General features: G+C 68.4%; 16 protein-coding genes. All 16 read left to right on the top strand.

The features are described from left to right. Nucleotides 1-26: 26 nt before the first annotated feature. On the top strand, nt 27-872 hold the full coding sequence (locus AU196_RS23395) for an SDR family NAD(P)-dependent oxidoreductase (protein WP_059097464.1): 846 nt from the start codon (nt 27-29) through the stop codon (nt 870-872). A 28-nt stretch (nt 873-900) separates the two neighbouring features. Further along, nucleotides 901-2,316 (top strand): aromatic ring-hydroxylating oxygenase subunit alpha, encoded by a 1,416-nt coding sequence (locus AU196_RS23400; protein WP_059097465.1) that lies wholly within the window; start codon nt 901-903, stop codon nt 2,314-2,316. A gap of 4 nt (nt 2,317-2,320) precedes the next feature. Further along, a complete protein-coding gene (locus tag AU196_RS23405; RefSeq protein ID WP_059097466.1) occupies nt 2,321-4,168 on the top strand; it encodes a flavin-containing monooxygenase in 1,848 nt (615 codons plus the stop codon). Then, the gene (locus tag AU196_RS23410) at nt 4,165-5,100 is read left to right on the top strand and encodes an SDR family NAD(P)-dependent oxidoreductase (protein WP_059097467.1); all 936 of its coding nucleotides are present in this window, start codon (nt 4,165-4,167) and stop codon (nt 5,098-5,100) included. Before AU196_RS23405 ends, AU196_RS23410 begins: the two co-directional genes overlap by 4 nt. Then, nucleotides 5,093-6,316, top strand: coding sequence for a CaiB/BaiF CoA transferase family protein (locus tag AU196_RS23415; protein ID WP_059097468.1), 1,224 nt, complete (start codon nt 5,093-5,095; stop codon nt 6,314-6,316). The genes AU196_RS23410 and AU196_RS23415 overlap by 8 nt, the downstream gene beginning before the upstream one ends. A gap of 2 nt (nt 6,317-6,318) precedes the next feature. Continuing rightward, nucleotides 6,319-7,470: an acyl-CoA dehydrogenase family protein gene (locus AU196_RS23420; RefSeq protein WP_059097469.1), complete on the top strand. Its 1,152-nt coding sequence runs from the start codon at nt 6,319-6,321 to the stop codon at nt 7,468-7,470. Further along, nucleotides 7,467-8,384, top strand: coding sequence for an acyl-CoA dehydrogenase family protein (locus AU196_RS23425; protein WP_059097470.1), 918 nt, complete (start codon nt 7,467-7,469; stop codon nt 8,382-8,384). The genes AU196_RS23420 and AU196_RS23425 overlap by 4 nt, the downstream gene beginning before the upstream one ends. Then, nucleotides 8,381-9,316 carry a Gfo/Idh/MocA family protein gene (locus AU196_RS23430; protein ID WP_059097471.1) on the top strand — a complete coding sequence of 312 codons (936 nt, stop codon included), beginning with the start codon at nt 8,381-8,383 and terminating at the stop codon, nt 9,314-9,316. Before AU196_RS23425 ends, AU196_RS23430 begins: the two co-directional genes overlap by 4 nt. Further along, nucleotides 9,313-10,473 carry an acyl-CoA dehydrogenase family protein gene (locus tag AU196_RS23435; RefSeq protein WP_059097472.1) on the top strand — a complete coding sequence of 387 codons (1,161 nt, stop codon included), beginning with the start codon at nt 9,313-9,315 and terminating at the stop codon, nt 10,471-10,473. The genes AU196_RS23430 and AU196_RS23435 overlap by 4 nt, the downstream gene beginning before the upstream one ends. Further along, nucleotides 10,473-11,459, top strand: a complete 987-nt coding sequence (locus AU196_RS23440) for an acyl-CoA dehydrogenase family protein (protein WP_059097473.1) — start codon at nt 10,473-10,475, stop codon at nt 11,457-11,459. The genes AU196_RS23435 and AU196_RS23440 overlap by 1 nt, the downstream gene beginning before the upstream one ends. Nucleotides 11,460-11,463: 4 nt before the next feature. Further along, nucleotides 11,464-13,179 (top strand): thiamine pyrophosphate-binding protein, encoded by a 1,716-nt coding sequence (locus tag AU196_RS23445; protein WP_059097474.1) that lies wholly within the window; start codon nt 11,464-11,466, stop codon nt 13,177-13,179. 26 nt (nt 13,180-13,205) lie between these two features. Then, complete coding sequence (locus tag AU196_RS23450) at nt 13,206-14,639, top strand: aldehyde dehydrogenase family protein (RefSeq protein ID WP_059097475.1); 1,434 nt, start codon at nt 13,206-13,208, stop codon at nt 14,637-14,639. Nucleotides 14,640-14,709: 70 nt separating this feature from the next. Continuing rightward, nucleotides 14,710-15,606 carry an amidohydrolase family protein gene (locus tag AU196_RS23455; RefSeq protein ID WP_059097476.1) on the top strand — a complete coding sequence of 299 codons (897 nt, stop codon included), beginning with the start codon at nt 14,710-14,712 and terminating at the stop codon, nt 15,604-15,606. A gap of 157 nt (nt 15,607-15,763) precedes the next feature. Continuing rightward, nucleotides 15,764-16,912 carry an L-rhamnose isomerase gene (gene rhaI / locus AU196_RS23460; protein ID WP_059097477.1) on the top strand — a complete coding sequence of 383 codons (1,149 nt, stop codon included), beginning with the start codon at nt 15,764-15,766 and terminating at the stop codon, nt 16,910-16,912. Between the two features lie 2 nt (nt 16,913-16,914). Continuing rightward, complete coding sequence (locus AU196_RS23465; protein ID WP_059097478.1) at nt 16,915-18,951, top strand: bifunctional rhamnulose-1-phosphate aldolase/short-chain dehydrogenase; 2,037 nt, start codon at nt 16,915-16,917, stop codon at nt 18,949-18,951. After that, nucleotides 18,948-20,387 (top strand): rhamnulokinase, encoded by a 1,440-nt coding sequence (locus AU196_RS23470; RefSeq protein WP_059097479.1) that lies wholly within the window; start codon nt 18,948-18,950, stop codon nt 20,385-20,387. Before AU196_RS23465 ends, AU196_RS23470 begins: the two co-directional genes overlap by 4 nt.

The following is a 20,387-nucleotide window of genomic DNA, read 5'->3' on the forward strand; positions in this document are numbered from 1 at the left end:
ATGTCGTCCGGACAATTAGGTTGGGTATGCACGAGTCGTTGAACCTGACCGGGCGGATCGTGGTCGTCTCCGGCGCGGGCGGTGGCGGGATCGGCACCACGGTCACCGACCTGGCGGCCACCGCAGGAGCGACCGTGATCGCGGTCAGCCGCAACCAGGACAATCTCGACCAACACATCGGTCCGTTGATCGCCAAGGGCCTGTCGATCGTCACGGTCGCGGCCGACGCCTCGACCGACGAGGGCATCGCCCGCGTTCTCGACGAGGCGCGGCGCACCGAAGGGGATCTCTACGGGTTGGTGAACGTCGCGGGCGGCGCCGCCCCCGCGACGTGGATGCCGTCCACCCGCGTCAACCGCGAAGACTGGCGGTCGCTGTTCACGGCCAACCTCGAGACCGCGTTCTTCATGAGCCAGGCCGTCGCCGCCGAGATCCGGGCACAGGGCCGCAAGGGGTCGATCGTCTCGGTGTCGTCGATCAGCGGGATGAACACCGCACCGTTCCACATCGCCTACGGCACAGCCAAAGCCGCGGTGGTCGCAATGACCCGCACCATGGCCGTCGAACTGGCGCTCGACGGCATCCGCGTCAACGCCGTCGCGCCCGGCGTCACCGAGACCGCCGCCTCGGCCACCTACGTCGACGAGGATCCCGAACGGGACCGCACGGCGATCGCGATGGGCCGCCGGGGCACACCCACCGAACAGGCGAACGCCATCCTGTTCCTGCTGTCCGACATGTCGAGCTACATCACCGGCCAGACGCTGCTGGTCGACGGCGGCCTGGACCTCAAGTGGACGCATCTGGGCGCCGACAACACGTCGTTGTTCCTCAAGGACGAGAACTTCCGCCGAGCGATAAGTCGGCCATGAAGGTCCGTCTTGGATTGAAAGGACAGAAGTGACGCACACCGAATCCGATCTGGACGCCGCGATCGAGGTCGACGCCGATCCGGACGACTCGACCGGTGAGATCGCCGAGGACCTGTCGGACTCGATGACCATCCCGGTCGAGGCGTACATCTCCGAGGAGTACGCCCGCGCCGAGCGCGACAAGCTGTGGCGCAAGGTGTGGCAGCAGGTCGGGCGCGTCGAGGAGATCCCCGAGGTGGGCAGCTACCTGACCTACGACATCCTCGACGACTCGATCATCGTCGTCCGGACAGGGCCCGACGAGTTCACCGCCCACCACAACGTCTGCATGCACCGGGGGCGCCGGCTCATCGACGTGCCCGACGGTGCGAAGAACGCGGTCGGCCGCGCTCGGAAGTCCTTCGTCTGCGGATTCCACGGCTGGACATACGGTCTCGACGGCACGTGCATGCACATCCGTGAGCAGGACGACTGGAAGGGCAAGCTCACCCCGCGCAACACCCACCTCGCCCCGGTGCAGGTGGACACCTGGGGCGGCTGGCTGTTCGTCAACATGGATCCGGACTGTGAACCGCTGGCGGACTACCTGTTTCCGGCCTCGAAGATCCTCGACCCGTTCGGGTTGGAGAACATGCGCTACAAATGGCGCAAGTGGTTGTACTTCGACTGCAACTGGAAAGTCGCGCTGGAGGCCTTCAACGAGACCTACCACGTGTTCACCACCCACCCGGAGTTCAACAAGTTCGGCGAGTTCAAGGGCTGGGCCAAGGCGCAGGGCAAGCACAGCAACATCGGCTACGACGCGCCGAAGGGTATGGACGAGACGAAGTCCAAGATCCGGCTCGGGACTGGTGACGATCCCCGCGTCTCCACCGCGGAGATGCAGATGTACACGTGGGAGCAAACCAACGCCACCACCACCGAGACGCTGGTCAACGCGGCCAAGCGGCTGGTCGACGAACTGCCCGAGGGCACGCCGGCCGACAAGGTGCTCCAGCACTGGCTGGCGTCGGCGCGTCGCGACGACGAGGCCCGCGGCGTCATCTGGCCGACGATCCCGCCGGACATCCTGGGGCAGAGCGGCACGGCGTGGCAGCTGTTCCCGAACTTCCAGATCGGCCAGGGCCTGACGAGCGCGCTCTGCTACAGCGCCCGGCCCGATCCGAGCTATGACCCGAACAAGTGCATCTTCGAGGTCGCCGTGTTCGAGCTGTACCCCAAGGGCGAAGAGCCCGAGACGGAATGGGCGTACACCCCGAAGGAGTCACCGAACTGGCTGTCGGTGCTGCCGCAGGACTTCTCGAACATGGCGGCCGTGCAGCGGGGCATGAAGTCCGCGGGTTTCCCCGGCACGATGCCCAATCCCTACCGCGAGCGCAGCACCGTCAACCTGCACCACCAATTGTCGAAATACATGGGCACCGGCGAACCACAGGAGCTTTAGGACGTTGACCACCACCGAGAACACCTGCGGTCCGACCGCGACCCCGGACGACATCGACATTCCCGCACTCCGCGAGCGCTACGCCGCCGAACGCGCAAAGCGGCTGCGGCCCGAAGGCGCCGACCAGTACCTGGAGCTCGAAGGCGAATTCGCCGAGTTCTACGAGGTGGACCCGTACACGACCGTGAACCCGCGGGACCCGATCGTCGAGGACACCGACGTCGTGATCCTTGGCGGCGGCTTCGCGGGGCTGCTCGCAGGTGCGTACCTGAAGAAGGCGGGCGTGACGGGTATCCGGGTCATCGAGATGGCGGGCGACTTCGGCGGTGTGTGGTACTGGAACCGGTTCCCGGGAATCCAGTGTGACAACGACGCCTACTGCTACATCCCGCTGCTCGAAGAGCTCGACTTCATGCCGAGCAAGAAATTCGCCGACGGCGCGGAGATCTTCCAACACTGCCGCAACATCGGCAAGCACTTCGGCCTGTACGACGGCGCGCTGTTCTCCACTCAAGTACGTGAACTGCGCTGGGATGACGGGGCGCAACGCTGGCAGATCAGCACCGACCGCGGTGACGAGATCCGGGCGCGCTTCGTCGTGATGGCGCAGGGCTCCTACAACCGTCCGAAGCTTCCCGGGATTCCTGGCATCAAGGACTTCACCGGCCACGTGTTCCATTCGGCGCGCTGGGATTACGACTACACCGGCGGCAACGCCGACGGTGGGCTGCACAAGTTGGCCGACAAGCGTGTCGCGCTCGTCGGCACCGGCGCGACCGGCATCCAGCTGGTGCCACATCTAGGCCGGGACGCCCAGCAACTCTACGTGTTTCAGCGCACCCCGTCGTCGGTGGACCAGCGGGTCAACACCCCGACCGATCCGGACTGGGTCGCATCGCTGCAGCCGGGTTGGCAGGAAGAGCGCAAGCGCAACTTCCACAACTGGTCACCGTTCGTCGGCGTCGTCTTCGGTGAGCCGGATCTGGTGTGCGACTTCTGGACCGAACTCGGCCGCAACCTCACCGCACGCATCGCGGCCAGCCCCGACCCCGCCGCGGTCACGATCGAGCAGATCATGGCGTTCCGGGAAGAGGAAGACTACAAGATCATGGAGCGGCTGCGCCGGCGCGTCGCCGAGATCGTCGAGGATCCCGACACCGCCGAAGCACTCAAACCGTACTACCGCTTCATGTGCAAGCGGCCGACGTCCAGTGAGCAGTATCTGGCCAGCTTCAACCGGCCCAACGTGACGCTGGTCGACGTCTCGGAATCCAAAGGCGTGGAACGATTGACCGAGAAGGGGATCGTCGCCAACGGCGTCGAGTACGAGGTGGACTGTGTGATCTTCGCCAGCGGCTTCGAGATCTCCACCGAGATCCACCGCCGGTACGCCATCGACAGCATCGTCGGCCGCGATGGACTCTCGCTGTTCGACTACTGGCGTGACGACTACAAGACACTGCACGGGATGACCAGTCGTGGGTTCCCGAACCAGTTCTTCATGGGCTTCATTCAGGGTGGCGTGTCGGCCAACACCACGGCGATGTTCGAACAACAGGCCAAGCACATCGCCTACATCGTGGCCGAGGCGCAGAACCGGGGCGCTGCCGTGGTCGAGCCCACCCAGGAGGCCCAGGACAACTGGGTCCACACCGTCCGCGAGCTCGCAATCGACAACTCGGCGTTCGAATTATCCTGCACTCCTGGGTATTACAACAACGAGGGGCGCGGCGGCGCAGAGCGCAACGGTGCATTCCTCGGCGATTTCTACTCGCCCGGCTTCTACGCGTTCGACGAGCTGATTGCGGCGTGGCGGGACAGCGGCGACCTCGAGGGCCTGGAACTTTCGTGACTGAGTTGAGGTACGACGGCCGTGTCGCCGTCGTCACCGGCGGTGGTCGCGGGCTCGGCCGGGCGTACGCGCTGCTGCTCGCCGCGCGCGGGGCGAAGGTCGTCGTCAACGACCTCGGTGGCAGCCTGACCGGCGACGGCAGCGATGCCGGACCCGCGCAGGAGGTGGCTCGCGAGATCGTCGCCGCCGGTGGTGAGGCGATCGCCAGCACCGATTCGGTGGCCACCCCCGCAGGCGGGGCGGGCATCGTCGAGGCGGCGCTGGACACGTACGGCCGCCTGGACATCTTGATCCACAACGCGGGCAACGTCCGGCGCGGATCGCTGCGCGAGATCAGCTACGACGACTTCGACGCCGTGCTCGACGTCCACCTGCGCGGCGCGTTCAACGTTGTGCGGCCGGCCTTTCCGGTGATGTGCGATGCCGGCTACGGCCGCATCGTGCTGACCTCGTCGATCGGTGGCCTCTACGGCAACCACGACGTGGCGAACTACGCCGTCGCCAAGGCGGGGGTCATCGGGCTGTCGAACGTCGCGGCCATCGAGGGAGCCGAACACGGCGTGCGGAGCAACGTCATCGTGCCCGCGGCGGTCACCCGGATGGCCGAGGGGATCGACACGTCGGCCTATCCGCCGATGGGCCCGGAACTGGTGGCGCCGACGGTCGGCTGGCTGGCGCACGAAAGCTGTTCGGTGACAGGCGAGATGTTCATCGCGCTGGCCGGCCGGGTGGCCGCCGCCGTCCTCACCGAGACACCGGGTGTGTACCGGCCGTCGTGGTCGGTCGAGGACGTCGCCGCCGACCTCGACGCGATCCGCGACCGCTCCGAGCCCGTCGTGTTCCCGGTGGTACCCGACGGCCACAACGCCCACATCCGCTACAGCTTCGGGATGGCTCTCCAGAACTCGGCGCAGGGAGCCTCGCATGGCTGACGCGGCCGGGCCGTTGGCGGGTGTGCGCGTGGTGGACCTGACCGCGATGGTGATGGGTCCGTATTGCACCCAGATCATGGCCGACATGGGCGCCGACGTCGTGAAGGTCGAACCGCCGGAGGGGGACAACACCCGGTTCATCTCGGTCGGCCCCGCCCAGGGGATGAGCGGGGTGTTCGTCAACGTCAACCGCGGCAAGCGCGGCATCGTGCTGGACCTGCGCACCGAGGACGGCAAGGCGGCGCTGCGCGCGCTGATCGCCGAGGCCGACGTGTTCATCCATTCGATGCGCGCCAAGGCGATCGCCAAACTCGGATTCGCCTACGACGACGTCGCCGCGCTGAACCCGGACATCGTCTACACCAACTGCTACGGCTACGGGCACCGCGGCCCGGACCGCGATCTGCCCGCCTACGACGACACCATCCAGGCCGAATGCGGTATCCCCGCCGTGCAGGAACAACTCACCGGCGAGGCCAACTACGTCGGAACCATCATGGCCGACAAGGTCGCCGGCCTGACCGCCCTGTACGCCACCATGATGGCCCTGTTCCACCGTGAGCGCACCGGCGAGGGACAGGAGGTCGAAGTCGCCATGTTCGAGACGATGGCCGCCTTCATGCTGGTCGAACATGCCAACGGCGCCATGTTCGACCCCCCGCTCGGACCCGCGGTGTATCCGCGCACCGTCGCGCCCAACCGCAAGCCGTACGAGACGAAGGACGGCTACATCGCCGCGCTGATCTACAACGACAAACACTGGAACGCGTTCGTCCGCGCCGTGAAACCCGTGTGGGACAACGATCTGTACGGCACGCTCGAGCGGCGGGCGAAGCAGATCGACACCGTCTACGGCCTGGTCGCCGAGACGCTGAAGGAGCGCACCACCGACGAGTGGCTGGCGTTGTTCCGCGAGTTGGAGATCCCGGCCGCGCCGATCCAGAACCCCGGCGCGCTGTTCGACCACCCGCACCTCAACGCCGTCGGCCTGTTCGAGACCGTCGAGACCCCGCATGGCGCGGTGCGCTTTCCCGGTGTGCCGACTTGGTTCTCGCGCACCCCGGGTCACGTCCGCGGGCCTGCGCCGGAACTGGGTGCCGACACCGCCGCGGTCCTCGACGAACTGGGCTTGGGCCGCGCCGAGCCTACGGTTGATGACGGAAATCCGGCGGATCTCGTCACCAACCGTAGTGTCGGCGCCTCGGAGATGGGGTGACCATGGACTTCGACATGGGGCCGCGGGCCGCCGACCTGCGCACCCGGCTGCGTGCGCTCGTCCACGACCATGTGCCCGAGCACTTCCTCGGGGCGTTCACCGACGATCCGGCCGATCTCGAGACCGCGCAACGCTTCTGCCGACTACTCGCCGAGCAGGACCTGCTGTGTCTGGCGTGGCCGGAGGAGTTCGGCGGCGGGGGAGCGTCGGTGTGGGAGCAGACCGTGGTGCGCGAGGAGATGTGGGCGCACCACGAACCGCGCGGCGCCCAGTACATGGGCGTCAACTGGGTCGGGCCGATCATCATGCGGCACGGCACCGAAGAGCAGCAGGCCAAGCATCTGCCGCCGATCGCCCGCGGTGAGGTGATCTGGTGCCAGGGCTTCTCCGAACCCGAATCCGGCTCCGACCTCGCCTCGCTGCGCACCGTCGCCCGCCGCGATGAAGGCGGGTGGCTGGTCAGCGGACAGAAGATCTGGACGTCCTACGCGACGATGGCGCAGTGGTGCTTCCTGCTGGCGCGCACCTCCAAGGGCGAGCGCAAACAACAGGGCCTGACGATCTTCCTGGTGCCGATGGACGATCCGGCGATCCAGGTGCGGCCGATCCGCTCCATGCTGGGCCCGCACCACCTCAACGAGGTGTTCTTCGACGATCTGCGGGTGACCGAGGCCGACGTGCTGGGCACCGTCGACGCGGGCTGGTCGATCGTGCAGGACGTCATGGCGTTCGAGCGGGTGGGCATCGCCCGGTACGCCCGGTGCGAACGGTTGCTCGCCGCTGCGCCAACGGTTCTCGGTGAGCGCTGGGACGATCTGTCCGAGGAGTTGCGCGGGCGCTGGGTGCGGATGCTCACGCACTGCCGCCGGGCCCGCCTGATGGCCTACCGCATCGTCGAACTGCAGAACAGCGGTCGCATCCAGCCCGGCGACGCCGCCGCCTACCGCATTGCGGTGACCAAGCTGGACCAGGACAGCGCGGAGGTGCTGATGGATATCGCCGCCGAGGTGTCCCACGACGACGCCCGGGCCGCCTGGTTCCTCGGCGAGGTCGAGGACCACTGGCGGTACTCGCAGGCCGCGACCGTGTCGTCGGGCAGCATCGAGATGCAGCGCATCCTGCTGTCCCGCGCCCTGCTGGCGGCGGCGAAATGATCCTCGACCTCGGTGACGACGCCCGGGAGTACGGTCGCCAGGCGCTGCGGGCCTTCGAGAACGCCGGCGGCGACCTGCTGGTCCAGCAGGCCGAAGCCAAACCGGCCGACCGGGAATCACTCGCCGGCCCGACGCTGACCGAACTCGGCGCGTGGGAGCTCGACGTCCGGGCCGACCCGGACGAACTGGAAGCGGCCGCCGCACTGTGCCGCAGCGCCGGCTACTGGGCCGTCCCGTATCCGGTGGCCGAGCGACTGGCCCGCCCCGCCGACCTCGACGTCGACGGCCTGCTGGTCGTCTCGGGCAACCGCCCGGCCGGTGCGCTCGCCGGTCTCGAAACACGTTGGGCAGCAGTCGCACTGGACGGCGCCCGGAGTATGGTGACGGGCCATGGCGCTGCCGGTGCGGCGTTCGTCGCCGAACTGGAACTGTCCGCCGCCGGCGACGCAGGCACGGGGGACCTCGCCCTCGCTCTCACCCTGCCCTGCTGGACGCTGCTCGGCATGCTCGACCGGGCCATCGAACTGACCACTGCTCACGTCACGCTGCGCAAGCAGTTCGGGCAGACGCTGTCGAGTTTCCAGGGCGTGCAGTTTCAGCTGACCGATGCGGAGGTCGAACGCAGCGGCGTCGACATCCTGGCCAAATACGCCCTGTGGAGCATCGCCACCGGACGGTCCGAGGCCGTCGACGATGCGCTGGCGTTGCGGCTGGCCGCGATCGAGGCCGCGGAAGTCGTGTTCCGCGTGTGCCATCAGCTGCACGGCGCCGTCGGCTTCTGCGACGAGACCACGCTGTCGTGGCTGTCGCGCTACAGCCAGCCGCTGCGCCGCCTGCCGCTCGGACTGTCGGCGACGCGGTCGGAATTGACCAGACGCGCGGGCCGCCGCGGGCTGACGGGCCTGTACACGTGAAGGTTCTCGTCATCGGCACCGGCTTCGGCAGGCACGCCGCCGCCCCGGCCTACGAGGCCGCCGGATTCGACGTGGAGGTCGTGAGCCCCCGCGACGAGGGCGCCGTCGCCCGGCGGATCGCCTCCGGCGTCGACCTGGTGTCCGTGCACTCGCCGCCGTTCCTCCACGTCGACCATGTGACCGCCGCGCTGGATCGTGGCACCGCGGTGTTGTGCGACAAGCCGTTCGGTCGCACCGCCGCAGAGGCCGCCGCGATGGTCGACCGCGCCCGCGAGGCCGGCGTGCTGACCTTCCTCAACTTCGAGTTCCGGTGCCGCGCCGCATGGGCGAAGGTCAAGGAGTTCGCCGACGCCGGGGCGATCGGCACGCTGACTCACCTGAGCTGGAACTGGTACGGCAACGGGCTGCGCGGCCGCCGGTACGGGTGGATCAACGACGCCGACCTCGGCGGCGGCTGGATCGGCGCCTACGGGTCCCATCTGATCGACTTCACCCGCTGGTTGTTCGGCAGCGAGATCGTCGACTGCGGCGGCGTCACCCGGATCGACGATCCCACCCACCGCGGTACGGCGACCGCCGAGGACGCCTACGCGGCGTGGTTCGTCCTGGCCGGCGGGGCGACGGCGACCCAGGACACCGGATTCGCCACCGCAGTGAACACGCTGCCTCGCGCGGTGCTCCTGGGCACCGACGGCGCGATCGAACTCACCGCCGACACGACGCTCGTGTTGCGCACCGGCAGTGCCGAGCCGGAGACCTTCGCCTTCGACCGACCCGGCCGACCCGATCCCGCGCTGGTGACCTTCTTCGGCCAGGTCGCCGAGGCGCTGCGGACGGGCACGCAGATCACCCCCTCGTTCGACGACGGCCTCGCCGTTGCCCAGGTGATGGACCGCCTGCGCGCCAACGCGTTCCGGGAGCGCCCGAGGTGAGCATCGACGACTTCCGCGCCACCGTGCGCACCTGGTGTGCCGAGCACGTTGCCCCGGACTGGCGTGAGCGGCAGACCGGGGTGAGCGACGACGCGTTCGTCCGCTTCCAGAAGGACTGGTTCGCCGAACTGCACAGCGCCGGCTACGCGGTGCCGCACTGGCCCGCCGAATGGGGCGGCGGACTCTCGGTGCCCGAGCAGATTGTCCTGTACCAGGAGTTGGCCGCCCACGACGCACCGCGCCTGGTGCTGGCGTTCGTCGGCATCCACCACGCCGCGTCGACGCTGCTGGTCGCCGGCACCGACGAGCAAAGGCGCAGGCATCTGCCTGCGATCCTCGACGGCGAGATCTGGGTGCAGGGGTTCTCCGAACCCGAGGCCGGTTCGGATCTGGCCGCCCTGCGCACCACCGCCCGCCGCGACGGCGACACGTTCGTCGTCAACGGCCAGAAGCTCTGGGCCAGCGGCGGTATGCACGCCGACTGGTGTCTGCTGCTGGCGCGCACGGACCCCGATGCGCCCAAGCGCAAAGGCATCTCGTACTTCCTGCTCGACATGACGTCCCCAGGCGTCGACGTTCGGCCGATCCGCAACGCCGTCGGCGACTCCCATTTCTGCGAGATCTTCCTCAACGACGTCGAGATACCCGCCGCCAACCTGGTGGGCGCCGAGAACGCCGGCTGGCAGGTCGCACAGGCGACACTCGGCGCCGAACGCGGCATGACCATGCTGGAACTCGCCGAGCGCCTGGCCAATGCGGGCTTCCGCAGGCTCGTGCGCACCAGCCCCGTCGACGATCCGGTGGTGGCGGACCGCCTGGCCCAGTTCGAATGCGAGATCACCGCACTGCGTGGGCTGTGCCGGAAAGTGGTGGAAGGACACGATTCCGGTGCCATCGGACCGGCCGACGCGTCGATCGTGAAGCTCTATTACAGCGAACTGCTGCAGCGGCTCACCGACTTCGGCGCCGAGATCGGCGGCCTGCCCGGACATGCGGTGACCGCCAAACCGATGTCGAGCGGATGGGAGTCCGGTTCGTGGGTGCTCGACTTCATCGGCTCGTGGGAGTGGACGATCCCCGGCGGGTCGAGCGAGATCCAGCGCACCATCATCGGTGAGCGCGGCCTGGGCCTGCCCCGAGAACCGAGCGCGGTCTGATGGGCTTCGAGGAGTTCCACGACGAGTTGCGGTCGGTGGCGGCCGACGTCCTCGGTAAGCGCACGCGAGGAGCCGAACACACCGAGGACCGGGTGGTGGACTGGCCGGTACTCGTCGACGCGGGGTGGGTGGGTCTCGAGATCCCCGAACACCTGGGCGGGGCGGGCGCCACGTTCGCCGAGACCGCGGTGATCTGCCAGGAGATGGGCCGCGCCGCCGGCGCGGGGAGCTATCTCGGCAGCGCCGTGCTCGCCGTCGGCACGCTGAACGCACTGCGGCCCAGCGAGACTCGTGACCGGCTGCTCACCGGCATCGCCGCCGGCGACACCAGGGTCGCCGTCGCGCTCGAGGAACTGGACTTCGTGCCCGACGCCGTCGGCGCCGATCGGATGCTGGTGGTGGCCAACGGCGCGGTCGCGGTGGCCGAACTCGACGTCACGCCCGTGCCCGTCGTCGACGAGACGCGGCGGCTGGCCACGGTCTCGTCCCGGACGCTCGAACCGCCGACGATGCTGCGCTTCGACGGAGACCCGGACGCCGCGGTGCGCCGGTTACGCGACCGTGCCGCGGTCGCCGTCGCTTGCGACAGCCTCGGACTCGCCGAGGCGATGCTGGCCGCAACCGTCGACTACGCCAAGGTGCGTGCGCAATTCGGCAGGCCCATCGGATCGTTCCAGGCCGTCAAACACGCCTGCGCGGACATGCTCGTGCAGGTCGAGGTGTGCCGCCAACTGGTCGCGACGGCCGTGGACGCCGTCGTCACCGGAGATGCGTCCGTGGCCGCCGCCATGGCGAAGTCGCACGTCTGCAGTGCGGCGGTCGACGTCGCGGGCAAGGCCATGCAACTGCACGGCGGCATCGGATACACGTGGGAGAGCGGCATCCATGTGTACCTGAAACGCGCCGCGCTCAACCGCTCGCTGTTCGGATCCCCTGCGGCGCACCGCAGACAACTCGCTCAACGCTATCGCGATCAAGGAGAGTAATCCCATGGGTGTCCCCGTCTACAAACGCATTCTCGACCTGTTCGAGGCCGAGGGTGTGAACACGCTGTTCGGCATCCCCGACCCGAACTTCGTGCACATGTTCACCGAGGCCGACGCGCGTGGCTGGTCGGTGGTGGCGCCGCACCACGAGTTGAGCGCCGGGTTCATGGCCGAGGCGGCGTCGCGCATGACGGGCGGGCCGGGGTTGTGCATCGGCACGCTCGGGCCGGGCGTGGCCAACATCGCGGGGGCGATGATGTGCGCGCTGGTGGAGAACTCCCCGGTGATCTTCCTCGGCGGCCAGCGGGCCCGCATCACGGAGCGGCGGGTGCGGCGTGGCCGCATCCAATTCGTCCAGCAGGAAGGGCTTTTCGCGCCGTCGGTGAAGTACAGCAGCTCGATCGAGTACGCCGACCAGACCGACGAGATCGTGCATGAGGCCATCCGGCGGGCCATGTCCGGCACCCCCGGCCCCGCCTACATCGAGTTCCCGTCGCACGTCATCCTCGACGAGCTCAACGTGGGGGATGCGCCGCCGCCGTCCAGCTACCGGCTGGTGAACCAGGGCGCCGGCAGCGCCGAGGTGGCCAGGGCCGTCGAACTGGTCCGCCAGGCGAAGAGCCCGATTCTGTTGGTGGGTCACGGCGTTCACACCTCACGGACCCAGGATCAGGTCAGGGAGCTGGCCGAGTTGATGGCCTGCCCGGTGATCCAGACCTCCGGCGGCACCTCGTTCATCCCCGGCCTGGAGGACCGCACCTTCCCGTACCTGTTCTCCCCGGCCGCCAACGAGGCCGTCGAGGAGTCCGATCTGTGCGTGGCGCTCGGCACCGAACTGGGCGAGCCCATGCACTACGGCCGGACGCAGCACTGGGCCGGCAACGACGCCGACCGCAAGTGGGTGTACGTCGAACAGGACCCGACCGCGATCGGCGTCAACCGACGCTTCGACGTACCGCTGGTCGGCGACCTGCGCGGGGTGGTGCCGCAGCTCGTCGACGCGCTGCGGGACACCCCGCGCACCCCGTCGGCCAACCTCGAGCAGCTCGTCGAGGCCGACGCCGCCGAACTCGCCCGGGTGGCCGAGGAAGCGCCGAGCGGTCGCACCCCGGTGCACCCGGCCCGCTTCGTCGTCGAGGCCACCAAGGCCTTCAAAGAACACACCGAGGACGGGATCCTGGTCCGCGACGGCGGCGCGACGGTGATCTTCCAGTGGACCTATTCACAGGTGAAACCGCGCGACGTGATCTGGAACCAGAACTTCGGCCACCTCGGCACCGGGCTGCCCTACGCCGTCGGCGCGTCGGTGGCCGAGGGCCGCACACGTCCGGTGATGCTGCTGACGAGCGATTCGGCGTTCCTCTTCCACATCGCCGAGCTGGAGACCGCCGCCCGCGAGGGACTGCCGCTGGTGTGCGTGGTCGGCGTCGATCACCAGTGGGGCCTGGAAGTCGGTGTGTACAAGCGCACGTTCGAGCAGCCGTCGCCGCAGCCCGGTGTGCACTGGAGCAAGGACGTGCGGATGGACAAGATCGCCGAGGGCTTCGGCTGCCACGGCGAGTACGTCGAGAAGGAGGACGAGATCGGCCCGGCGATTCAGCGGGCCTTCGCGAGCGGGAAGACCGCCGTGGTCCACGTGTGCATCGATCCGAAGGCCAACTCCGAGGAGATGCCGAAATACGACCGATTCCGCACCTGGTACGCAGAAGGCACCCAGTAGGCCGGTGGATAGGGAAAGCTTGAGCCATGCGTGAGTATCTGAAGTTCTACATCGACGGCCAATGGGTCGAGCCGCTGCGTCCGAACGCCCTCGAGGTCGACAATCCGACCACCGAGGAGGTGTCCGGCAAGATCGCGATGGGGTCGTCGGCCGATGTCGACCAGGCGGTGCAGGCCGCGCGCCGCGCGTTCACGACCTGGTCGCAGACCACCCGCGAGGAACGCCTCGACGTGCTGCAGGCCATCGTCGCCGAATACCAGAAGCGGGCCGATGACCTCGCCGAGGCGGTGTCCGAGGAGATGGGTGCGCCGGCGTCGCTGGCGGCGGGCCCCCAGGTGAACCTGGGGCTGGGACACCTCATGACGGCGATCGACGTGCTGAAGAACTTCGAGTTCGAGGAACAGCACGGCTCGACGCTGGTGGTGAAGGAGCCGGTCGGGGTCTGCGGGTTGATCACCCCCTGGAACTGGCCGATCAACCAGATCGCCTGCAAGGTGTACCCGGCGTTGGCCACCGGCTGCACGATGGTGCTCAAACCCTCGGAGGTCGCCCCGTACTCGGCGCAGATCTTCACCGAGATCATCGACGCCGCAGGCGTTCCCGCCGGTGTCTACAACATGGTCTTCGGTGACGGTCCGGGTGTGGGCGTGCCGCTGTCGAGCCATCCGGACGTCGACATGGTGTCGTTCACCGGGTCGACGCGTGCCGGGATCGAGGTGGCCCGCAACGCGGCGCCGACCGTCAAGCGGGTGACGCAGGAACTCGGCGGCAAGAGCCCCAACATCGTGCTCGACGACGACGACTTCGCCAAGAGCGTGGCCGCCGGTGTGTCGGTGATGATGATGAACAGCGGGCAGAGCTGTAATGCGCCGTCGCGCATGCTGGTGCCGAACTCCCGGATGGACGACGCCATCGAGATCGCCAAGCAGACCGCCGGTGCGGTCAAGGTCGGCGATCCGAGCGACAAGACCGCGATCGGACCGGTGGCGTCGAAGGTGCAGTTCGACAAGATCCAGGGCCTGATCCAGAAGGGCATCGACGAGGGTGCGACGGTCGCCGTCGGCGGCACCGGCCGTCCCGAGGGCCTCGACAAGGGCTACTACGTGAAGCCGACGGTGTTCGCGCACGTCACCAACGACATGACGATCGCGCGCGAGGAGATCTTCGGGCCGGTGCTGTGCATCCTCGGCTACGACGATCTCGACCAGGCCATCGAGATCGCCAACGACACCGACTACGGGTTGGCGGGCTATGTGTCGGCGGCCGATCTGGACAGGGCCCGCGAGGTCGCGCGCCGGATCCGCGCCGGGTCGGTGGCGATCAACCACGGCTTCGACATGAGCGCCCCGTTCGGCGGCTACAAGCGCAGCGGCAACGGCCGTGAGTGGGGCCAGTTCGCGTTCGACGAGTTCCTGGAGATCAAGGCCGCGCTGGGCTACGCGCCGGAGGCCTCTGCCTGACTGCCGCGCCGAGACTACGGTTGTTGACGGATTTCCACGGATTTCGGTCAACAACCGTAGTCTCGCGCTCATGGCGACCGGGAGATACGAGTACGGAATCGATTTCGCCCGCGTGGACGCGATCGACTTCCACACCCACGTGGAGATCGACGGCCACGGCCACCCGGCCTACGACGACGTCCTGGTCGAGGCCACCGCCAAGTACTTCAACCTCGGGTCCGGTGCGCTGTCGAGTGTCGACGCGCTCGCCGACCAGTACCGCAGGCACAACACCGCGGCGGTGGTGTTCACGATCGACGCCCGCACCGCGATGCGCCATGTGCCGAATTCGATCGAGGACCTGGTCACCGGCGCGGCGCGCAACAACGACGTGCTGATCCCGTTCGGCAGCGTCGATCCGTGGCATGAGCGGCGGGCGGTGCACCGGGTGCACGAACTGGTCCGCGATTTCGGCGTCCGGGGTTTCAAGTTCCACCCGAGCATGCAGGCCTTCGAACCCAACGACCGCCGCTTCTACCCGATCTACGAGGCGATCGCCGAGGCCGGCGTCCCGGCACTGTTCCACACCGGGCAGACCGGGATGGGGGCCGGGCTGCCGGGCGGACACGGCATCAAACTGCGCTACTCGGATCCGATGCTTCTCGACGACGTGGCCGCCGACTTCCCCGAGTTGACGGTCGTGATGGCGCATCCGGCGGTGCCCTGGGTGGACGCACAGATCTCGATCGCCGCCCACAAGGCCAATGTCTTCGTCGACCTGTCCGGCTGGTCCCCGAAGTACTTCCCACCCCAGCTGGTCGGCGCCATTCGGCGGCAGTTGCGCACGAAGGTGCTGTTCGGCACCGACTTCCCGTACATCCAGCTCGACCGGTGGCAGCGCGACTTCGACGACCTCGGCTTCGAACCGTCCGTGCGCCGGCTCGTGCTCAAGGACAACGCGCTGCGGGTGCTCGGTCTGACCGGCTGATCGCCGACGAGTGTGAACCGACTGCGAAGATTCCGACCGATTTCTCGCGCTGACTGCACACTCGACGCATCTTGACGCCCTCACGCGTCTCCCTTACTGTAAGCGGAGTCATGTTGAAACGTTTCAACACGATCACCGAAAGAGCAGTCGCCACCTTATGAACACCGGCCTCGACCACCTCGCGATCGAACTGCCGTCGTGGGCGTTCGGCAACTCGGGCACCCGCTTCAAGGTGTTCGGTACACCCGGCACCGCGCGCACCGTGGAGGAGAAGATCGCCGACGCTGCGATGGTGCACCGGATGACGGGCCTGGCCCCCCGGGTCGCGCTGCACATCCCGTGGGACACCGTCGACGACTACGCCGCCCTGTCGGCCTACGCCGAGGGTCTCGGGGTATCGCTGGGCACGATCAACTCCAACACGTTCCAGGACGACGACTACAAGTTCGGCAGCCTCACCCACACCGACAAGGCCGTGCGGCGCAAGGCGATCGACCATCACCTGCACTGCATCGAGGTGATGAACGAGACCGGTTCGCGTGACCTCAAGGTGTGGTTGGCCGACGGCACCAACTACCCCGGCCAGGGCGACATCCGCGGCCGGCAGGACCGGTTGGCCGAATCGCTGGCGGCGATCTATGAGCACATCGGCCCGAACCAGCGAATGGTGTTGGAGTACAAGTTCTTCGAACCGGCGATGTACATGACCGACGTGCCGGACTGGGGCACGTCGTACGCCCACGTGACCGCGTTGGGGGAGCGCGCGATGGTGTGCCTGGACACCGGCCACCACGCCCCCGGCACCAACATCGAGTTCATCGTGGCGCAGTTGGTGCGGTTGGGCCGGTTGGGTTCCTTCGACTTCAACTCGCGGTTCTACGCCGACGACGACCTCATCGTCGGTGCGGCCGACCCGTTCCAGCTGTTCCGCATCATGTTCGAGGTGATCCGCGGCGGTGGGCTGGACCCGCAGTCGGGTGTCGCCCTGATGCTCGACCAGTGCCACAACGTCGAGGCGAAGATCCCCGGGCAGATCCGGTCGGTCCTCAACGTCCAGGAGATGACGGCACGCGCGCTGCTCGTCGACACCGACGCGCTGACCGCGGCGCAGAAGGACTCGGACGTGTTGGGCGCCAACGCGATCGTCATGGACGCGTTCTACACCGACGTCCGCCCCCGGCTCGCCCGGTGGCGCACCGAGCGGGGCTTGCCCGCCGACCCGATGGCGGCGTTCGCCGAATCGGGCTATCAGGAGACCATCAACGCCGACCGTGTCGGCGGTACGCCATCGAGTTGGGGAGCATGAGCATGACGAACAGCACTGTCACCGAGTTGATCGAACGCTCCAACCGGTTGGGCGCGGACCCGAAGAACACCAACTACGCCGGCGGGAACACCTCGGCCAAGGGGTCCGAGACCGACCCGGTGACCGGCCAACCCGTTGAGCTGTTGTGGGTCAAGGGGTCCGGCGGCGACCTCGGAACGCTGACCGAGAAGGGCCTGGCCGTGTTGCGGCTCGACCGGATGCGCGCACTCGTCGACGTCTACCCGGGCGTGGACCGCGAGGACGAGATGGTCGCCGCGTTCGACTACTGCCTGCACGGCCGCGGTGGCGCGGCGCCGTCGATCGACACCGCCATGCACGGGCTGGTCGAGGCCGCGCACGTCGACCACCTCCACCCCGATTCAGGCATCGCGATCGCCACCGCCGCGGACGGCGAGGCGCTGACCAAGCAGATCTTCGGTGACCGGGTGGTGTGGGTGCCCTGGCGCCGCCCGGGCTTCCAACTCGGTCTGGACATCGCCGAGATCAGGCGCGCCAACCCGCAGGCCATCGGCACCATCCTCGGCGGCCACGGCATCACCGCGTGGGGCGACACCTCGGCCGAGGCCGAGGCGCACTCGCTCGAGATCATCCACACCGCCGAGCGCTACATCGCCGAGCACGGCCGCCGCTATCCGTTCGGTGCGCCGCTGACCGGCCACGGCGCGTTGCCCGACGATCAGCGCCGGGCCAAGGCCGCTGCTCTCGCTCCGTATCTCCGCGGGCTGGCCTCCACCGACAAGCCCCAGGTGGGACATTTCACCGACGACCCGCGGGTGCTCGAATTCCTCAGCTGCAGTGAGCATCCGCGGCTGGCGGCGCTCGGCACCAGCTGTCCGGACCACTTCCTGCGCACCAAGGTCGCACCGCTGGTGCTCGACCTGCCCGCCGACGCTCCGGTCGATGAGTGCAGGGCCCGGCTCGCCGAACTGCACGAGACGTACCGCACCGACTACCGCGCGTACTACGAGCGGCACGCCGGACCCGACAGCCCGGCGATGCGCGGCGCCGACCCGGCCATCGTGCTGATCCCCGGCGTCGGGATGTTCAGCTACGGCAAGGACAAGCAGACCGCGCGGGTGGCCGGGGAGTTCTACCTCAACGCGATCAAGGTGATGCGCGGTGCCGAGGCGATCTCCACCTACACGCCCATCGACGAGGCGGAGAAGTTCCGCATCGAGTACTGGGCGTTGGAGGAGGCCAAGCTGCAGCGCATGCCCGCACCGAAGCCGCTGGCGACCCGCATCGCGCTGGTGACCGGTGCGGCGTCGGGGATCGGCAAGGCCGTCGCCGCGCGACTGGCCGCCGAGGGCGCCTGCGTGGTGATCGCCGACCTGGACGCCGCCAAGGCCACGGCCGCAGCGGAAGAGATCGGCAGCGCCGACGTGGCGGTGGGTATCGCCGCCGACGTCACCGACGAGGCCGCGGTGCAGGCCGCTGTCGACGCCACCGTGCTCGCCTTCGGCGGCATCGACATCGTGGTCAACAACGCCGGGCTCTCGCTGTCGAAGTCGTTGCTGGAGACCACCGCCGAGGACTGGGATCTGCAGCACGACGTGATGGCCCGCGGCTCGTTCCTGGTGTCCAAGGCGGCGGCGAGGGCCCTGATCGACCAGGGCCTCGGCGGCGACATCATCTACATCTCGTCGAAGAACTCGGTGTTCGCCGGGCCGAACAACATCGCCTACTCCGCCACCAAGGCGGACCAGGCCCACCAGGTCCGGTTGCTGGCCGCCGAACTCGGCGAACACGGCGTGAAGGTCAACGGCATCAACCCCGACGGGGTGGTGCGCGGCTCGGGCATCTTCGCCGGCGGTTGGGGTGCGAAACGCGCTGCGGTGTACGGAGTTCCGGAGGAAGAGCTCGGCGAGTACTACGCTCAGCGCACCCTGCTCAAACGTGAGGTGCTGCCGGAGAACGTCGCCAACGCCGCGTTCGCGCTGTGCACCTCGGACTTCTCGCACACCACCGGGCTGCACGTGCCGGTCGACGCGGGCGTCGCCGCAGCCTTCTTGCGATGAGCCAGGTCGCCGCCGTCGACCTCGGCGCCACCAGCGGCCGGGTCATGCTCGCCGACGTCGGCCCGGACCATCTGGACATGACCGCGGTCGCCCGCTTCCCCAACGACCCCGTGCGGGTGTGGAACGGCCGGCGCAACGCGCTGCACTGGAACATCACCGGGCTGTACGACCAGGTGTGCCAGGGCTTGACGGCCGCGGCCCGGGCGGCGGACGACCTGGTCGGCATCGGCGTCGACTCGTGGGCGGTGGACTACGGGCTGCTGCGCGAGGGCGGGCTGCTCGGCACCCCGCACCACTATCGCGACGACCGCACGGCCACCGGTGTCGAGCTCGTGCACGCCGTCGTGGACGCCGAGGAGCTCTACGGTCGCAACGGCATCCAGTTCCTGCCGTTCAACACCGTCTACCAGTTGGCCGTGGAGCGCGCCGACGGACTGCTCGGCCCGGCCGACACCGTCCTGCTCGTTCCCGACCTGATCAACTACTGGTTGACCGGCCGGGCCGCCGCCGAGCGGACCAACGTGTCGACCACCGGCCTGCTCGGGCTCGACGGTGAGTGGGACACCGACCTCATGCGACGAATCGGTCTGCCTCCCAGCCTGTTCCGCGACATCGTCGAACCCGGAAGCGTCCTCGGACCGGTGCACCCCGACGTCGCCGCCTCGCTGGGCCTGAGCGGCGACGTGCAGGTGGTGGCCGTCGGTTCGCACGACACCGCCTCCGCCGTCGCCGCGATCCCCATGCGACCCGAGCGGTCGGCCTACATCTCATGCGGCACCTGGGGTCTGGTCGGCGTCGAGCTGGCCGGGCCGGTGGTCACCGACGAGAGCCGCACCGCCAACTTCACCAACGAGATCGGCGTGGAGGGCCGGGTGCGGTTCCTGCGCAACGTGATGGGCACCTGGCTGCTGTCGGAGACGATGCGACAGTACGAACGCGACGGCGCCCCGGCCGACCTGGCGACGCTGCTCGATCAGGCCGCCGCCGCGCCCCCACCCGTCGACGTGTTCGACACCGACGACCCACGCTTCCTGCCGCCGGGCGACATGCCCGCGCGGATCGCCTCGTGGTACCGCGAGAACGGCCTGCCCGCCCCCGACGGGCCGGCGGAGACCGTCCGCGCCATCGTCGAGAGCCTCGCCGCCGCATTCGCCGCGGCGGTCGCAACGGCGGCGCGGTTGTCCGGTGTGGACGTCGCGACGGTGCACATGGTCGGCGGCGGCTGCCGCAACACGCTGTTGTGCCAGCTGACCGCCGACCGCCTCGGCAGACCGCTGCTGGCCGGCCCCGTCGAGGCCACCGCGCTGGGCAACGTGCTGCTCACCGCACGCGCCACCGGACTCGTCTACGGTGGGCTCGACGCGCTGCGGGGTCTGGTCGCCGACCGGTTCCCGGCAATCCGCTACATCCCGTCTGGTGCAATGGTGCCGTGGTGA

The sequence above is a fragment of the Mycobacterium sp. IS-1742 genome, from assembly GCF_001500125.1.
In the GTDB taxonomy this organism is placed as follows: domain Bacteria; phylum Actinomycetota; class Actinomycetes; order Mycobacteriales; family Mycobacteriaceae; genus Mycobacterium.